Annotated in this window: 11 protein-coding genes and 1 pseudogene; 6 read left to right on the top strand and 6 right to left on the bottom strand. The window is 65.7% G+C overall.

What is annotated here, in order from left to right; translation table 11 throughout:
* Positions 1–10: 10 nt before the first annotated feature.
* Positions 11–1594 carry a galactarate dehydratase gene (gene garD / locus YH64_RS19935; RefSeq protein WP_046807065.1) on the bottom strand — a complete coding sequence of 528 codons (1584 nt, stop codon included), beginning with the start codon at positions 1592–1594 and terminating at the stop codon, positions 11–13.
* A 250-nt stretch (positions 1595–1844) separates the two neighbouring features.
* Between garD and kdgD (YH64_RS19930) the strand changes: the two genes are divergently transcribed.
* The 5 genes and pseudogenes from kdgD (YH64_RS19930) to YH64_RS19910 all read left to right on the top strand — a co-directional run bounded on the left by kdgD (YH64_RS19930) (position 1845) and on the right by YH64_RS19910 (position 8922).
* A complete protein-coding gene (gene kdgD / locus YH64_RS19930) occupies positions 1845–2759 on the top strand; it encodes a 5-dehydro-4-deoxyglucarate dehydratase (protein WP_046807064.1) in 915 nt (304 codons plus the stop codon).
* Between the two features lie 62 nt (positions 2760–2821).
* Positions 2822–4405, top strand: coding sequence for an aldehyde dehydrogenase (NADP(+)) (locus tag YH64_RS19925; RefSeq protein WP_046807063.1), 1584 nt, complete (start codon positions 2822–2824; stop codon positions 4403–4405).
* 273 nt (positions 4406–4678) lie between these two features.
* Positions 4679–5200: pseudogene (locus tag YH64_RS19920) on the top strand (sigma-70 family RNA polymerase sigma factor); the annotation flags it as partial.
* Positions 5201–5310: 110 nt separating this feature from the next.
* Positions 5311–6306 (top strand): FecR family protein, encoded by a 996-nt coding sequence (locus YH64_RS19915; protein WP_046807062.1) that lies wholly within the window; start codon positions 5311–5313, stop codon positions 6304–6306.
* A 225-nt stretch (positions 6307–6531) separates the two neighbouring features.
* Positions 6532–8922 (top strand): TonB-dependent receptor, encoded by a 2391-nt coding sequence (locus tag YH64_RS19910; protein WP_046807061.1) that lies wholly within the window; start codon positions 6532–6534, stop codon positions 8920–8922.
* A gap of 114 nt (positions 8923–9036) precedes the next feature.
* On the opposite strand, the gene YH64_RS19905 is transcribed toward YH64_RS19910, so the two are convergent.
* The 5 genes from YH64_RS19905 to YH64_RS19885 all read right to left on the bottom strand — a co-directional run bounded on the left by YH64_RS19905 (position 9037) and on the right by YH64_RS19885 (position 16351).
* Positions 9037–10176, bottom strand: a complete 1140-nt coding sequence (locus YH64_RS19905) for a hybrid sensor histidine kinase/response regulator (protein WP_046807060.1) — start codon at positions 10174–10176, stop codon at positions 9037–9039.
* 20 nt (positions 10177–10196) lie between these two features.
* Complete coding sequence (locus YH64_RS19900) at positions 10197–10838, bottom strand: chemotaxis protein CheB (protein ID WP_046807059.1); 642 nt, start codon at positions 10836–10838, stop codon at positions 10197–10199.
* Entirely contained in the window at positions 10835–11674 is an 840-nt protein-coding gene (locus tag YH64_RS19895; RefSeq protein ID WP_046807058.1) for a protein-glutamate O-methyltransferase CheR, read from the bottom strand. The genes YH64_RS19900 and YH64_RS19895 overlap by 4 nt, the downstream gene beginning before the upstream one ends.
* Before the next feature lie 35 nt (positions 11675–11709).
* Positions 11710–15138 (bottom strand): response regulator, encoded by a 3429-nt coding sequence (locus tag YH64_RS19890; RefSeq protein ID WP_046807057.1) that lies wholly within the window; start codon positions 15136–15138, stop codon positions 11710–11712.
* A 226-nt stretch (positions 15139–15364) separates the two neighbouring features.
* Entirely contained in the window at positions 15365–16351 is a 987-nt protein-coding gene (locus tag YH64_RS19885; protein ID WP_082134632.1) for a tripartite tricarboxylate transporter substrate binding protein, read from the bottom strand.
* Between the two features lie 272 nt (positions 16352–16623).
* Between YH64_RS19885 and kdgD (YH64_RS19880) the strand changes: the two genes are divergently transcribed.
* Positions 16624–17538, top strand: a complete 915-nt coding sequence (gene kdgD, locus YH64_RS19880) for a 5-dehydro-4-deoxyglucarate dehydratase (RefSeq protein WP_046807056.1) — start codon at positions 16624–16626, stop codon at positions 17536–17538.
* The last annotated feature ends 133 nt before the right edge of the window (positions 17539–17671 follow it).

The following is a 17671-nucleotide window of genomic DNA, read 5'->3' as shown; positions in this document are numbered from 1 at the left end:
CAGCGCCGCGTCAAGTCACCGGCCCAGGGTTGAACAACGCCAGGGCGTTGTGCAGCTTGAGCTTTTCGGCACAGGTCTGCTGGCGGCCGCTGGCCACGTCCAGCATCAGGCGAAACAGTTCCCAGCCCACGTCTTCGATCGATGCCTGACCGGTGGCGATGCGCCCCGCGTTCACGTCCATCAGGTCGTGCCAGCGCCGCGCCAGGCTGTCGCGCGTGGCCACCTTGATCACCGGCACTTGCGCCAGGCCGTAAGGCGTGCCGCGCCCGGTGGTGAAGATGTGCAGGTTCATGCCCGCGGCCAGTTGCAGCGTGCCGCAAATGAAATCGCTGGCGGGCGTGGCGGCAAAGATCAGGCCCTTTTGCGTCAGCCGGTTGCCGGGCGACAACACGCCGTGGATCGGCGAGGAGCCCGACTTCACGATCGACCCCATCGCTTTTTCCACGATGTTCGACAAGCCGCCCTTCTTGTTGCCCGGGCTGGTGTTGGCGCTGCGGTCCGCCATGCCGCGTTGCAGGTAGTCGTCGTACCAGGCCATCTCGCGCACCAGCGCGTCGGCCACTTCCGGCGTGGCGGCGCGCGCGGTCAGCTGGTCGATGCCGTCGCGCACTTCGGTGTTCTCGGAAAACATCACGGTGCCGCCCGCCCGCACCAGCAGGTCGGTGGCGAACCCCACGGCGGGGTTGGCCGTGACGCCCGAAAATGCGTCGCTGCCCCCGCACTGCACACCGACCGTCAGGTCCGACACGGGGCAGGTTTCGCGGCGCCGCGCGTTCAGCTTTTGCAGATGGCGTTCGGCGGTGCGCATGATCACGTCGATCATCGACTGAAAGCCCACGTTCTCTTCGTCTTGCAAGACGATGGTGTCGACGCCTTCGAGGTCATCACCGCTTTTGCCCATGCCCTCGCCCGCGCGGATCGGAATGGCGTTGGGGGCCAGCAAGCGTTCGGGTTGCAGCTTTTCGCACCCCAGGCTGACCACCATGGACGTGCCGCCAAAGTTTGGGTTGCGCGCAATGTTGTGCAGCGTGCGGATGGGGATGGCGGCGCCCGGCGCGTCAATGGCCACGCCGCAACCGTAGGTGTGTTCGATGCCCACCACGTCGTCCACGTTGGGATAGCGCGGCAGCAGTTCCTGGCGGATCCGCGCCACGGCGTGTTCGACCACGCCCTGCACGCATTGCACGGTGGTGCTGATGGCCAGGATGTTGCGCGTGCCAACGGTGCCGTCGGCATTGCGATAGCCTTCGAACGTATAGCCTTCCAGCGGCGGCAACGGCGTCACGCGCGTGCCCACGGGCAGGTCTTCCAAGGTGCGCGCCGACGGCATGGTGGTCACGCGTTCGTTCACCCAGCTGCCGCGCGGCAAGGCCTTGGCCGCGTAACCGACCACCACGTTGTAGCGGACCACGGCATCGCCTTCGGCCAGATCGCGCAACGCGACCTTGTGGCCTTGCGGCACGGCGTCCACCAACTGCAATCCATCGGGCAACACCGTACCGGCGGGCAAGCCGCCTTCATTGGCGACGATGGCCACGTTGTCATCCGCGTGTATCTTGATGAGCACGGGCGCCTGGGGTTGCGCAACCTGCATGAAAAGTCCTTTTGCATAGGGATGCAGGTAAATCCGGCATCCAAAACGTTATCGTACAACCGTGAGAATATCCTTGAACGCGGTCAAAAATAAATTTCGGGTTTCCCCTTGTCTACAAGTGAAACCATAGAGCGGACGCCCTTGAAACGGCCGAAAACGTGTTGTACGATGACTTACCTTTTCACCACCGCCCCCCTCGCGCCAAGCCCCCTCAAGCAGGCTGGCCGCGACCACACCGGACGATCGCGCTATGACCACCCCGCAGGAACTCAAGGAAATTGTTTCGGAAGGTTTGCTGTCCTTCCCCGTGACGGACTTTGACCAGAACGGCGATTTCAACGCCAAGACCTACGCCGCACGCCTGGAATGGCTGGCCCCGTATGGCGCCACCGCGCTGTTCGCCGCGGGCGGCACTGGCGAGTTCTTCTCCCTGGCGCCCCAGGAATATTCCGACGTCATCCGCACCGCCGTGCAGACCTGCGCCGGCAAGGTGCCGATCCTGGCCGGTGCAGGCGGCCCCACCCGCACCGCCATCGCCTACGCACAAGAAGCCGAGCGCCAGGGCGCCAAGGGCATCCTGCTGCTGCCCCACTACCTGACCGAAGCCTCGCAAGACGGCATCGCCGCGCACGTGGAACAGGTGTGCAAGTCGGTCAAGATCGGCGTCATCGTCTACAACCGCGCCCAGTCCCGCCTGTCGGCCGACAGCCTGGAACGCCTGGCCGAACGCTGCCCGAACCTGGTCGGTTTCAAGGACGGCATTGGCGACATCGAGGCCATGGTGCGCATCCGCCGCAAGATGGGCGACCGCTTTTCGTACCTGGGCGGCCTGCCCACGGCTGAAGTCTATGCCGCCGCCTACCGCGCGCTGGGCGTGCCGGTGTATTCGTCGGCCGTCTTCAACTTCGTGCCCAAGACCGCCATGGATTTCTACCGCGCCATTGCCGCCGGGGACTCGGACACCACCAACCGCTTGCTGGATGATTTCTTCCTGCCGTACCTGGAAATCCGCAACCGCAAGGCCGGCTACGCCGTCAGCATCGTCAAGGCTGGCGCCAAGCTGGTCGGCCACGACGCCGGCCCGGTGCGCGCGCCGCTGACCGACCTGACGGGCGAAGAAATGGAAATGCTCAACGCCCTGATCAAGAAGCTCGGCCCCCAGTAAGCGGCCCGACTGAACTGCAATCAGCCCCCGGACTCGGGGGCGTTTTTTTCGGAGAATTCATCATGACACTGACCGGCAAAATGCTGATCGGCTCGACCGCCGTCCTGGGCGCGGGCGCCGCGCAATACGCCATCAACCCGGCCACGGGCGAACGCCTGGAGCCGGCCTTCCCCGCCGGCTCGTCCGACGACGTTGCGCGCGCCGCCGAACTGGCCCGCGCCGCCTTCGACACGTACCGTGCCGCCCCGCTGGAAACCCGCGCGCAGTTCCTGGAAAGCATCGCCGAAGGCATCCTGGCGCTGGGCGACGCACTGATTGAACGCACGCACCTGGAAACCGGCCTGCCCGTCGCCCGCCTGCAAGGCGAACGCGGCCGCACCGTGGGCCAGCTGCGCCTGTTTGCGCGGGTCGTGCGCGACGGCTACTTCCTGGACGCCACGATCGACCCCGCACAACCCGAACGCCAGCCGCTGCCGCGCGCCGACCTGCGCCTGGCCAACGTGGCCTTGGGTCCCGTTGCCGTGTTCGGCGCCAGCAACTTCCCGCTGGCCTTCTCGGTGGCCGGCGGCGACACCGCTTCGGCGCTGGCCGCCGGCTGCCCCGTCATCGTCAAGGCACACAACGCGCATCCCGGCGCCTCGGAAATGGTTGGCCGCGTGATCCAGGCCGCTGTCGCCAAGCACGGTTTGCCCGAAGGCACGTTCTCGTTGTTGTTTGGCGCCGGCAGCGAAATCGGCACCGCGCTGGTGTCGCACCCGGCCATTGCCGCCGTGGGCTTCACGGGTTCGCGCCGTGGCGGTCTGGCGCTGGTTGCCGCCGCCAACGCCCGCCCCGTGCCGATTCCCGTGTACGCCGAAATGTCCAGCATCAACCCCGTGTTCCTGATGCCGGCCGCTTTGGAAGCGCGCGCCGAAGCCATCGCCAAGGGCTTCGTGGATTCGCTGGCCATGGGCGTGGGCCAGTTCTGCACCAACCCCGGCCTGGTCGTGGGCGTTGAAGGCCCGGCGCTGGACCGCTTCCGTAAAGCCGCCGCCGAGGCGGTCACCGCCAAGGGCGCGGCCACCATGCTGACCCCGGGCATCTTCGCGGCCTACCAGGAAGGCGCCGATGCGCTGGCCAAGCACGCCAGCGTGACCACCCTGGGCCGTGGCGAAGCGTCCAAGCCGGCCGCCAACGCGGCGGGCGCGGTGGTGTTCGGCACCGAAGCCGACCGCTTCCTGGCATCGCGCGAACTGGAGGCCGAAGTGTTCGGCCCGGCCTCGCTGGTGGTGGGCTGCCGCGACGTGGCCCAGATGACGGCCGTGGCCGAGCACCTGGAAGGTCAGTTGACCGCCACCCTGTTCGTGGACGATGCCGACGTGGCCCAGGCCAAGTCTTTGTTGCCCGTGCTGGAGCGCAAGGCCGGCCGCATCCTGGCCAACGGCTACCCGACCGGCGTCGAAGTCAGCCACGCCATGGTGCACGGCGGCCCGTTCCCGGCCACGTCCAATCCGGCCTCGACGTCGGTGGGCGCCACGGCGATCCGCCGCTTCCTGCGTCCGGTCTGCTATCAGGACCTGCCCGACGCGCTGCTGCCCGACGGCGTCAAGCGCGCCAACCCCCTGTCGATCGCCCGCATGGTCGACGGCGTGCTGACGCCAGCTTGAGCTAGCGAAGAACGGCAACCCGCGTCCGCGCAATGCGGGACGCGGGTTGCCGGTGGTTTGGGTCGGTGGTTCGGGTCGGTGGTTCGGGCCGGTGGTCCGTGTTCCAGCCCGGGGCCGTGACGCCCCCGCGCCACACTGGTTTTTGCCCGGGTTGCCAAGCCGCCCGGCGCCGCGCAATAATCTGCCCTCGGTAAATAATTGATAAGTGTTCGCATTAGCATTAATGCCGACACCTGTCGTGAGCGGGCGGGACCCTTGAGCGCTGCACCCCCTTTGTCCACGGACTTCGAACACTTGTACGGCAACCATCATCACTGGTTGCTGGCCTGGGTGAACTGGCGCCTGGGCAACGCGGCGGATGCGGCCGACCTGGCGCACGACGCCTTCGTGCGCCTGTTGACCCGCCCCTGCCATTTCGACAGCCCCCAACAAGCACGCAGCTATCTGCGCAAGATGGCCAACGGCATGTGCGTGGATCTTTGGCGCCGCCGCAGCCTGGAACAAGCCTGGCTGGACGCGCTGGCCACCCAACCCGAACCCACCGTTTCGTCCGCCGAAGACCAGGCGATGGTCCTGGAAGCGCTGGGCGAAATCGACACGATGCTGCGCGAACTGCCGCCCAAGGTCGCGCACGCATTCGTCATGGCGGTGGCGTGCGAAATGACCGATAACGAAGTCGCGGCCACGCTGAACGTGTCGGCGCGCATGGTGCGCAAGTACGTGGCGCGCGCCATGCTGTGCTGCATGAAGCTGGAAGCGCGGCTGGCCGCCGGGCTACCGGAGGAACGCGTTGCGGCTCCCGCCGCCGCACTGCCCGCGCTGCCCGCAACGCACGCAACGCCTGCACTGCCCGCAAAGCCTGCGCTGCCTGCATTGTCGGCATCGCCCGTATCGCCCGTATCGCCATGACGGCCGTGACCGCTGTCGAACCGTCGCACCGCGTCATGGAAGAAGCCGCCGAGTGGTACGCGCGTCTGCGCACCGGGCAAGCGTCCGCCGCCGAGCAGCAGCAATGGCGGCAATGGATGGACCGGGGCGCCGAACAGCGGCAAGCGTGGAGCTACGTTGAACGTATCGACCGCCGCTTTACCCCCTTGCAATCCAGCCCTGACCGTCACGCCGCCGTGACGGCATTTCGCCAGGCGCGCAGCGATGCGCCCCGTCGTCGCCGTCAGGTGGTGCTGGGTCTGGCCGGCGCGCTGGGGCTGTCGTGGATCGGCTGGACCGCATGGCGCCAGACGCCCTTGTCCGCGTTGGCCACGCTATGGGGCAACGAATACCAGGCGGGCGTGGGCGAAACCCGGCAGGTGACACTGGCCGACGGCACGACGGTCTGGATCAATGCGCTAAGCGCGTTCAACGTGGCGTACCGCAACACCGAACGCCGCCTGCAACTGGCGGCGGGCGAAATCCTGATCGATACCGCCAAGGACCCGCTGCGGCCGTTCTTCGTGGAAACAGGCCAAGGCCGCGTGCAAGCCCTGGGCACGCGCTTTTCGGTCAGTCAGGGCGATGCGCGCACGCTGGTCGCGGTGTATGACGGCGCGGTGCGCGTAAACCTGTTGCGCTCGGACGCCAGCGAGGTCGTGAACGCGGGCCAGCAGGCGCGCTTTACCGCTGACGCTTTGCAGCCTTTGATGCCGGCCGACCCCGCCCGTGAAAGCTGGCGCCGGGGCTTGCTGCTGGCCAACGGCACGCCGCTGTCCGACGTGGTGGCCGAACTGCGCCGCTACCACCCGGGGCACCTGGGCTTGTCGCCCGAGCTGGGCCGCCTGCCCGTCTTCGGCAGCTATCCGCTTACCGATGTGGACCGCGCGCTGGCCATGTTGGCCTCGGTGCTGCCCATCCGCCTGCAACGCCCCTTGCCTTGGTGGATCAGCATCGAAGCACGCGACGCCTGAAAAATATTCACGCATGCGGTTCCGCATTTCGATGCGTCGTTCGATTTAGGAAGCAAGAGTTCTAGCAACGTCCGTTTCGTTGTCTGGCTTCGTTAGCCCGCTTCGTTGGCCCGCTTCGTTAGCCCGCTTCGTTGGCCGCTTCGTTGGCCGCTTCGTTAGCCGGTTTCGTTGCCTCTCCGCCCGCTTCCTTCATTGACCCCTCGCACGAGCGCACAGGTTTCCGTCATGTCTCACCGCTTTCCCTCCGCGCCAGCGCTGGCGCTGGCCATCGCCGCCGTCTTCGCCCCCTGGGCGCCGACCTTGCATGCGCAGTCCGCGCCCGCCGCCGACCTGCTGTCGTTCGACATCCCCGCCGCCCCGGTGGACCAGGTGCTGACCCGGCTGGCCAATGAAACCGGCATCTTGCTGGCCGCGCCGCCTGAGCTGCTGGCCGGCCGCCTGAGCGGCGGCGTGCGGGGCCGCTATACACGCGCCGATGCGTTGACCCAGGCATTGACCGGCACCGGCCTACGCGCCACGCGCGAGGCGCCCAACCAGTTCCGGCTGTCCGCCCTGCCCGCCGCTGGCGCCACCACGCTGGAAGCCGTCACCGTCACGGGCAGCGCCGTGGACACCAGCCTGCCCCCCGTCTACGCAGGCGGCCAGGTGGCCAGCGGCGGTCGCATCGGCCTGCTGGGCAACATGAGCGACATGGACACCCCCTTCAGCGCCACGCAATACACGTCCAAGCTGATCGAGGACCAGCAGGCGCAGAACATCGGCGACGTACTGGTCAACGACCCGTCGGTGCGCAACACGTATTCACGCGGCGCGGGACGCGATGAATTCAACATCCGCGGCTTCACCCTGTTCAACTACGACGTGTCGTTCAACGGCCTGTACGGCGTGTCGCCGCGCAACGCCAGTTCGCTGGTCGGCGTCGAACGCGTGGAAGTGCTGCGCGGCCCCAACGCCTTGCTCAACGGCATGGCACCGTACGGTTCGGTGGGCGGCGCGATCAACCTGGTGCCCAAGCGCGCCGGCGCCGAGCCGCTTAACCGCTACTCCGTCAACTACATCGGCGACTCGCAGTTTGGCGTGCACGCCGACCTGGCGCGCCGCTATGGCGACACCCAACAGTTCGGCGTGCGCCTGAACGTGGCCGGCAGCGGTGGCGACCTGCCGCAAGACGGCTCCAAGGAAAACCTGGGCGCCGTGGCCCTGGGCTTGGATTACCAGGCCGAACGTTTCCGGCTGGACGGCGACATCAACTATCAGAACCGCACCACCGATGCGCGCAGCGGCTTGCTGTTTCCGCCGCCGCCGGGCGTGGACATCGGCGCGGCGCCCGACGCGCGCGGCAACTTCTTTCCGTCATGGACCTATTGGAAGACCAAGGAATGGTCGGGCGCCCTGCGCGCCGAATACGACCTGACGCCCGACTGGACGGTGTACGGCGCCATCGGCGCGCGCAAGCACGACTTTGAAAGCCTGCAAACCAGCTGGCTGATGCTGGACGGCGACGGCGACATCGGCGCCGTGCCGGCCCGGCTGAACGAGAACCTGTTGAGCAAGACGGGCGAAATCGGCCTGCGCGGGCGCTTTAACACCGGCGCCGTCAAGCATGAGCCATCCATCAGCGCCAGCGCGCTGGACATCGATTATTCGTCGGCCCGCATCCGTTCGCGCACCGTGTTCTCAAACCTGTACGACCCGGCCGACCTGCCCAAGCCGGACATCGCGCGACCGGGCGACCTGCCCAAGACCAGCGAGTCGCGCCTGTACAGCGTGGCGCTGGCCGACAAGATCTCGTTCCTGGATGACCGCGTGCAAGTCATTGCGGGCTTTCGGCACCAGCGCATCGAGTCCACCAACTTTGACGCCGCCACCGGGCGCAGCACGTCGGAATATGCCAAGTCGGCCGTCACGCCCGCCTTCGCATTGACCGTGCGCCCCACCCAGCGCCTGTCCCTGTACGGCAACTACATCGAAGGCTTGAGCCAGGGCGGCACCGCGCCCGAAGGCTCGATCAATGCGGGGGAAATGTTCGCGCCGGAAATTGCCAAGCAGATCGAAGTGGGCGGCAAATACGACTTTGGCGAATTCTCCACGACGCTAAGCGCGTTCCAGATCGAAAAACCCAGCAGCTTTCTGGACCCCGACACCCGCCGCTACGTATCCAACGGACAGCAGCGCAATCGCGGCCTGGAATTCTTGGTGCAAGGCGACGCCGCGCCCGGCGTGCGATTGCTGGGCGGCGTGGCCTATACCGACGCGCGCCTGACGCGCACCGAAGGCGGTGCCAATGATGGCAACTGGGCGCCGGCCGTGCCGCGCTTTCAGTTCAACGCGGCAGCGGAATGGGACACGCCCTTTCTCCCCGGCCTGACCGTCACGGCGCGCATGGTGCGCACCAGCCAGCAGTATGTCGACGTGGGCAACACGCAGACGATCCCCGGCTGGACGCGCTTTGATCTGGGCGCGCGCTACGCGTTCAACGCCAGCGGCACGCCGATGGTGGTACGGGCGACGGTGGAAAACGTGTTCAACAAGAACTACTGGCAGTCGGCCGCGCGGGAAGGCTTGACCGTCGGCGCACCGCGCACGGTGCTGCTGTCGGTCTCGGCCGAGTTCTGACCCACGCCGGGGTCTGGTCCGCGCCGGGTTCGATCTACACCGGGTGAGATCTGCACCGGGTGCGATCTGCACCGGCTTCGATCTACGCCGAGTTCGATCTACGCCGGCTTCGATCTACGCCGGCGCGCCGCGCTGGCTGTCGCGCGGCAGGTCCACCCGGAAGCGCGTCACGCCGTTACGCGATTCGGCGCCGATGCGGCCGTGATGGCTCAGCACGATCTGCTGCGCGATGAACAAGCCCAGCCCCAGCCCGTTGTGGCTGTCAGCCCGACGCTCGCCGCTGCGAAAGGGATTGAACAGATGCGGCAGCAACGCCGGTGGAATCGTGCCGCCGTTGCTGACCGTGACCGTGACGCGGTCGGCCACTGTGCCGTCGGCGTGCACATGCACCGGGATGTCGCGGTCGCCATGATGCAGGGCGTTGCCGATCAGGTTGGCAAACACCTGGCACAGGCGGTCGCCGTCCCAGACGCCCGCCATGTCGCCCACGAATTCGCATTCGATCTGCCGGTCGGGCCGGCCCGTCTGCGCTTCGTCCACGGTGCGGCGCACCAGTGCATCCATGCGCTGCTGGGCCGAGGCCAGCGTCAAGCCGCCCGCCTGCCGGATACGCGTAACGTCCAGCAGGTCTTCGATCAACCGCGCCATGCGCTCGCTGCTTTGCAACATGCGCTGGGCCAGGCCCGCCACGCGGCCGGGGTCTGTCTGCCGCTGCAACAAGGACGCCCCCATCACGATCGACTGCAAGGGCGTGCGCAGGTCATGGCTTAACACGGCCATGAACATCTCGTTGATGCGCAAGGCTTCGGTGCGCTCTTCCAGCTGCTGCGCCAGCGCGCGCTTGCGCTCATGCAACTCGAAAAAGACGTTTGCCTTCATGCGCAGCATGTGCGGGTCGATGGGCTTGTACAGAAAGTCCACGGCGCCGCTTTCATAGCCGCGAAACTGCCAGTTGTGTTCGCGCGAACCGGCGGTGATGAAGATCAGCGGAATGTGGCGCGTACGCTCGCTGCCCCGGATCAGTTCGGCCAACTCGAATCCGTTCATGTCCGGCATCTGCACGTCCAGCAGCGCCAGCGCGACGTCGCCGTGGTTCAGCAGCAGTTCAAGCGCTTCGGGGCCGGATTGGGCCTTGAGCACCTGGATCTTTTCATTTTGCAGCAGCGCTTCCAGCGCGATCAGGTTTTCGGGAATGTCGTCGACGAGCAGGCATTTGATTCTTTCTTCTTGCGGTTTGGCAGATGTCAGGAACATGGTGTCAAAGCGGTTTAGGGTTACAGCACGGGCTGCGTCGGCAAGCGGGCAAGCATCGCGGCGATCTCGTCGGGGGCCAGTTGGTCATCAACCGCGTGCCGGGCCAACGCCGCTTGCGGCATGGTGGGCATTGAGGCGGACGACGGCGACTGCACCACGGTGCGACCGCCGGCGGCATGAATGGCAGCCAGGCCTTGCGCGCCGTCCTCGTTCGCGCCGGACAGCAGGATGCCCATCAGCCGGTCGCCATAGCAGTCGGCAGCCGAATCAAACAAGACGTCAATCGACGGCCGTGAAAAATACACGGGCGCGCCGACCGACAACGCCAATCGCGGCCCCTGGTCCACCAACAGGTGGTAATCCGGCGGCGCGAAGTACAGATGACCCGGCTGTATCCGAAGCTGATCTTCCGCCTCCAGCACGGGCAAGGCGCAGCGTTCACGAAAAATATCCACCAGCAGGCTGCGTCGGTCACGCGGCAAATGCAGCACGATGATCACGGCCGCGCACAGGCGCGCCGGCAAGGCGGGAATCAGCACGTTCAGCGCGTCAAGCGCGCCCGACGAGCCGCCGATGACGATGGCGTCCCACGGGCCCGACGGCGTCCTTGTCGCCGCGCTTGCCGCCGCGCTTGCCGGAAGGGTCGGCGCGCCCGAGCTCACAGCCCCGCCTTTTTGCGGTAGATGCGTTCTTCAAGCACAAAGTCGTCAAAGTTGTCGGCCTGCCCCGTGAACCGCAGGGATTCGCGCGAGCCCAGGCCAAGAAAGCCGCGGTGCACCAGTGCGTCATGGAACAAGCCCAGCGCGCGGTTTTGCAAGTCGCGCTCGAAGTAGATAAGCACGTTGCGGCACGATATCAAGTGCACTTCGGCGAACACGCTGTCGGTGGCCAGGCTGTGATCGGAAAATACCATGTGTTCGCGCAGCCGCTTGTCGAACACCACCCGTCCGTATCGAGCCGTGTAGTAGTCAGACAGCGAGCTCAACCCGCCCGAGCGCGCGTGGTTGCTGGAAAACGCGGCTACGCGGTCCAGGTCGAACACGCCTTGCTCGGCGGCGCGCAGCGCATGCGGGTTGATGTCGGTGGCGTAGATCAGCGCTCGGTCCAGCAAGCCCTCTTCGGCCAACAGGATGGCCAGCGAATAGACCTCTTCGCCGGCGCTGCATCCGGCCACCCACACTTTGATCGACGGGTAGGTGCGCAGGATGGGAATGACCTCGGTGCGCAGCGCCTGAAAGTAGCCGGGGTCGCGAAACATGTCGCTGACCTGCACGGTCAGGAACTGCAACAGCGCGGTGAATACCGCCGGTTCGTGCAGCACGCGGTCTTGCAACTGCGATAGCGTCTTGCAGCCGAACTGGGTTAGCGCGGTTTGCAGCCGCCGCTTCAGGGACGCCTGCGCGTACTCCCGAAAATCGTAGTGGTAGTGGTGGTAGATGGCATCAAGCAGCAGACGCTGCTCGATGTCGGCAATACGCGCTTTGGCAGAGGCAGGCATGGTGGTGTTCAGCGTAAAAAAGCGCGGACGCGGCGTTAGCTGCGCATCCAGACGCGCACCAGGGACAGCAAGCGTTCAACATCAAGGGGCTTGGCGATGTAGTCGTTGGCGCCGGCCGCCAGGCATTTCTCCTGGTCGTCCTTCATGGCCTTGGCGGTCAGCGCAATGATCGGCAGGCGCCGCCATTCCGGCCGGTTGCGGATGTGACGCATCGCCGTGTAGCCATCCATCTCCGGCATCATGATGTCCATCAAAACCAGGTCGATCGCGGCCATGCCGTCCGAACCGGCGCGCTCCAGCGCATCCAGCGCCTCGCGGCCGTTGCGCGCAATTTCCACGCGCAGGCCGGTGGGTTCAAGAATGCTGGACAGCGCGAACACGTTGCGCACGTCGTCTTCCACCACCAGCACCGTACGGCCTTCCAGCGTGGAATCGCGGCTGCGGGCCAGCTCCAGCATCTGGCGATGCTCGGGCGGCAGTTCGGCTTCAACCTGGTGCAGGAACAGCGTCACTTCGTCCAGCAGGCGTTCGGGCGAACGCGCGTCCTTGATGATGATGGACTTCGAGAAACGGCGCAGGTGCTGCTCTTCATCGCGCGACAGCGCGCGGCCCGTGTACACGATGACCGGCGGAAACGACACGCTTTCCTGCTCGGCCATCTGCTCTAGCAATTCATAGCCGCTGATGTCGGGCAGGTTCAAGTCCATCACCACGCAATCGAACGTGGTGCCGCGCAGCAGTTCCAGCGCCGCGGCAGCAGTGGCGGCGGGCACGATTTCGACATCGTTACGCGCCAGCAGCTGGCGCACGCTTTCGCGTTGGCGGTCGTCGTCTTCCACCACCAGCACGCGTCGCACGTGTTGGGTGAACTTGGCTTCCAGGCGCCGCAAGGCTTCCACCAGCTCTTCGCGCTTGACGGGCTTGAGGGCGTAGCCGACGGCGCCCCGGCCCATGGCTTCCTGCGCGTAGTCCGCTACCGACACCACGTGCACGGGGATGTGGCGCGTTTGCGGGTTGCGTTTCAGTTGATCCAGGACGCCTAGCCCCGAAAAATCAGGCAAGTTCACGTCCAGCACGATGGCGTTGGGGCGCTTTTGCGTCGCAAGCTCCAGGCCGTCGGTGGCGGTGTGCGCCGTCAGGCAGCCAAAGCCCATTTCGCGGGCCAGGTCGGCAAGAATGCCGGCAAAGCGCTCGTCGTCCTCGATGACGAGAATGCTGCGTTCCGGCTGGGCGCTGTCGCTGTCGCCGGCGGGCGCGGGGGTATCGGGCACCTTGGCGGCCGCCGGCGACTGCCGCGTTTCGACCGCGGCATACACCGGCTTGGCGATGCGGGGAAACGGCGCCACGCTGCTACGCGTATGCGCGGGCGGCGGCGCGTTTTCCAGGCGCACCGGCACTTCCAGCGTGAAAACGCTGCCCTGCCCCGGTGTGCTGGCCACGGTCAGCTTGCCGCCCAGCAGTTCGGCCAGATCGCGCGAGATCGACAGCCCCAGCCCCGTGCCGCCGTACTTGCGATGCGTGCTGCCGTCTGCCTGCCGGAACGCTTCGAAGATCAGCTCTTGCTGCTCGGCCGGCACGCCGATGCCGGTGTCGTGCACCGCAAAAAGCAGACGGTCGCGGCCCGCGCGCGAAACGCGCAGCGCCACCGTGCCGCGCTCGGTGAATTTCAGCGCGTTCGACAACAGGTTCTTCAGCACCTGGCCCAGGCGCTTGGGGTCGGTGTGCATAGCCGGCGGGACGGCGGAGTCGATATCCAATTCCAGCGCCAGGCCCTTTTCCAGCGCCATCGGCCGCAGGGGTTCCAGCAGGCGTTGCAGGGTCGAGGCGATGGTCACCTGCTCGACTTCCATCGTGGCTTGCCCGGCCTCGATCTTGGCCAGGTCCAGGATGTCGTTGATCAGCGTCAGCAGGTCGCTGCCGGCGGCGTAGATGGTTTGCGCGTACTTGACCTGTTCGGTACTGAGGTTGCCGGGCTTGTTGTCCGACAGCAGTTTGGCCAGGATCAGCGTGGAATTAAGCGGCGTGCGCAGCTCGTGGCTCATGTTGGCCAGGAACTCGCTCTTGAACTGGCTGGCCTGCGTCAGTTGGCGGGCCTTCTCGGTCAGCGCGCCCTGCACCCGCAGCAGTTGTTCGGCTTGCGCTTCCAGGTTGGTATTGGTCTGCTCAAGCTCGGTCTGCTGCAATTCCATGCGCGCCTGCGATTCCTGCAGGATGCGGCTTTGCTGCTCAAGCTCTTCGTTGCTGACGCGCAGTTCTTCCTGCTGGGTTTGCAACTCTTCGGCCTGACGCTGGGTTTCTTCCAGCAGCGCTTCCAGGCGGGTACGGTCCTGGCCGGAGCGGATGGCCGAGGCCAGCATTTCCGAGGCGCCTTCCAGCAGGCCGCGTTCCACTTCACCCACCGGATGGTTGAAGCCCAGTTCGATTACGGCGTAGACGCGGCCGTTCATCATGGCCGGCGCCAGCACCAGTTCGGCCGGGTTGGAACGGCCCACGGCGGACGCCAATTCCAGATGGCTCGCCGGCACGTCGCGCACATGCAGCAGGCGGCGCGACGTGACGGCCTGGCCGGTCAGCCCTTCAGCCGGCAAGATTTTGCGTGCCAGTCGCTCGGGGGGCAAGGCGAACCCGCCGAACAGTTCAAGTTCGCCGGTGGCGCGATCCACCACGTAGCCCGCGCCCACCTCGGCGCCCAGGTACTCGGCCAGATAATCCAGCGAACGCTTGCCGATTTCATCCAGGCGCAAGTCGCCCTGCAAACGCATGCTGAGACCCGACAAACCGGTGGTAACCCATGACTGCCTCGCCTTGGCCTGGTATTCACGCACGGTCATGCCGGCCGACAGCGCAATCAGCGCCAGCAACAGGATCGAGCCGCCCCACGAGTAATAGGCCGACGTGATGGCCGCCGACGCCCAGGCGTCGCGCCCAGCGGCCAGCTCTTCCATCTGCCGCGCATAAAGGTCGCTGACCAGCTCGCGCAGCCGGTCCATCGCGTCCTTGCCCGCGTCGGTGCGCACCATGGCCATGGCGCCTTCCGCGTTGCCGGCCTTTTGCATGTCGATGGTTTCGCGCAGCTCTTCGAGCTTCTGGCGGGTGATGCCTTCGATGTCGTTGACGATGCGGCGCTGCGAAGGGTCGTCGGACGTGGCGGCCTTGATGATGGCCAGCCGCTGTTCAATCAGCGGCAGCGCGCGCAAATACGGTTGCAGGTAAGGCAGTTCGCCCGTGAGCAGGTACCCGCGCTGGCCGATCTCGGCATCCTTGACGGCCGAATTGAACAGGCTGAGCTGGCGCAACGTTTCCGTGCTGCGGTCCATTGCCTTGACGGCTTCGGTGCGGCTGTCGGTAGACCGCACATTGACGAAGGCGATCACCAAAGTGGCTAGCGCGGCCGTCAGGAATCCGACCAACAAAGTCCGAGGAAAGGCAGAACGGTTGGCAGGCTGCGACGACGATTTCGGCATGGTAGCGGTGGCGGTTCAAGGTAGGGGCGAGTGCCGCTGCCCGACGACGCGGCGGCCCCAGAACATGAACGAGGCGCGGTCGTGGCTAACGGCCTTAAGCGCTGGACTATACCTGTTTTGAACGCGTCTCAACATGTGGAACGGTGCTGAAACCGTCCACCCTGCCCGCGCGGCGAAACGCGGGCCGCGACTACGCCCCGCGCCACCGCTTTGCCGCTGGATTGCCTTACTGAACCCGCAGCTTGCCGTCCGCGATGATCTTGGCCCATTTGGCCTGCTCACCGGTCTGGAACGCCGTGAATTGCGCGGGCGTATTCGGCGTGTAGGCCAGGCCCAGCGCCTTCATCTTGGCGTTGACTTCGGGCTTGGCGATGATGGCCGCAATGGTCTGGTTCAATCGGTCGACAACGGCGGGCGGCGTGTTGGCAGGCGCGTAGATGGCCTGCCAGCTACTGACGTCAAAGCCCGCGACACCGGCCTCCTGCATGGTCGGCACGTCGGGCATGACGTCGGTGCGCTTGGCGGACGTGACTGCCAGCGCGCGCACCTTGCCACTTTGAACGTAAGGCAAGGCAACCAGCGCGGTTTCGAACGAACTGGGAATCTGGCCGCCGATCAAATCCTGGATGGCCGGCGCGCTGCCCCGATACGGCACATGCGTCAGATGCGCCCCGGTCAATTGCTTGAACACCTCGCCGGAAAGATGCTGCGACGTGCCTTGCCCGGCCGAGCCGAAAGCGATGGTGTCGGGGTTGGCCTTGCCGGCCGCCACCACGTCCTGCACGGTTTTGTACGGCTGGTTTGCGCCGACGAGCAGCACGTTCGAAATGCTGCCCAGCAAGATCACCGGCGCAAAATCGCGGGCGGCGTTGTAGTTGATGCCGGGCAACAACGACGGGTTGATGGCGTGCGTGGCGATGGTGCCCAGCAGCAGCGTGTAGCCGTCCGGCTTGGCGCGCGCGACGGCGTCGGCGCCCAGCACACCGCCCGCGCCGCCCTTGTTTTCCACCAGCACGGTCTGGCTCAGGCTGGCGCCGAGTTCCTGTGCGATGAGGCGCCCAAGAATGTCCGAGGTGCCACCCGCTGCAAATGGCACCACCAGGGTGATGGGCTTGGCGCGCGGCCAGTCGTCGGCGGCATGGGCCGAGGCGGCGGCCAGGGTGGTCAGGGCCAAAGCGGCGAACGTGCGGCGCAGCAGGGGGAATGCCTTCAAGCTTGTCTCCTAGGGGTCTTTTAGTCTTGTACGTTGTCGTACGACTTATGGAAAAAGGAGAATACTTCGTTGGCGGACCGCGTTTCAATCTAGGGTAATTCCGAATTCGGGGTGCCTCTATAGTCGGTGTCTCATAGGGGCGACATGGGATTTTCGCTGCCATTGCATCGAACGGGTTGTATGTTGTACGATGACATACATCTACTCCAGGCCAAGGATTTTTCCAGGCCGTCCCATGGTTCTACCCCCTCCTTTTTTATTGGATGACAGGCATGACGACTCCCCAGGAACTCAAAGAAATCGTATCGGAAGGTTTGCTGTCCTTCCCCGTGACGGACTTTGACCAGAACGGCGATTTCAACGCCAAGACCTACGCCGCACGCCTGGAATGGCTGGCCCCGTATGGCGCCACCGCGCTGTTCGCCGCGGGCGGCACTGGCGAGTTCTTCTCCCTGGCGCCCCAGGAATATTCCGACGTCATCCGCACCGCCGTGCAGACCTGCGCCGGCAAGGTGCCGATCCTGGCCGGCGCCGGCGGCCCCACCCGCACCGCCATCGCCTACGCACAAGAAGCCGAACGCCAGGGCGCCAAGGGCATCCTGCTGCTGCCCCACTACCTGACCGAAGCCTCGCAAGACGGCATCGCCGCGCACGTGGAAGAAGTCTGCAAGTCCATCAAGATCGGCGTCATCGTCTACAACCGCGCCCAGTCCCGCCTGTCGGCCGACAGCCTGGAACGCCTGGCCGAACGCTGCCCGAACCTGGTCGGCTTCAAAGACGGCATTGGCGACATCGAAGCCATGGTGCGCATCCGCCGCAAGATGGGCGACCGCTTTTCGTACCTGGGCGGCCTGCCCACGGCTGAAGTCTATGCCGCCGCCTACCGCGCGCTGGGCGTGCCGGTGTATTCGTCGGCCGTCTTCAACTTCGTGCCCAAGACCGCCATGGATTTCTACCGCGCCATTGCCGCCGGCGATTCCGACACCACCAACCGCTTGCTGGATGATTTCTTCCTGCCGTACCTGGAAATCCGCAACCGCAAGGCCGGCTACGCCGTCAGCATCGTCAAGGCCGGCGCCAAGCTGGTCGGTCACGACGCCGGCCCGGTGCGCGCGCCGCTGACTGACCTGACCGGCGAAGAGCTGGAAATGCTTAACGCCCTGATCAAGAAGCTTGGCCCGCAGTAAACACGCGGCCACGTACCCGCCGCTCGGCTGAGAAAGAACGCCCTCTGGTTTGAGGGCGTTTTTTTTGCTTACGCATCCCGCGCAACGAGGCATTGCCGAATACTCAACCTGTATGTTGTCATACAGGTTGATG

Source organism: Achromobacter sp. LC458 (assembly GCF_001005835.2).
Classification (GTDB): Bacteria; Pseudomonadota; Gammaproteobacteria; order Burkholderiales; family Burkholderiaceae_B; genus Achromobacter; species Achromobacter spanius_B.
This window is presented reverse-complemented; position numbering and strand designations above follow the sequence as displayed.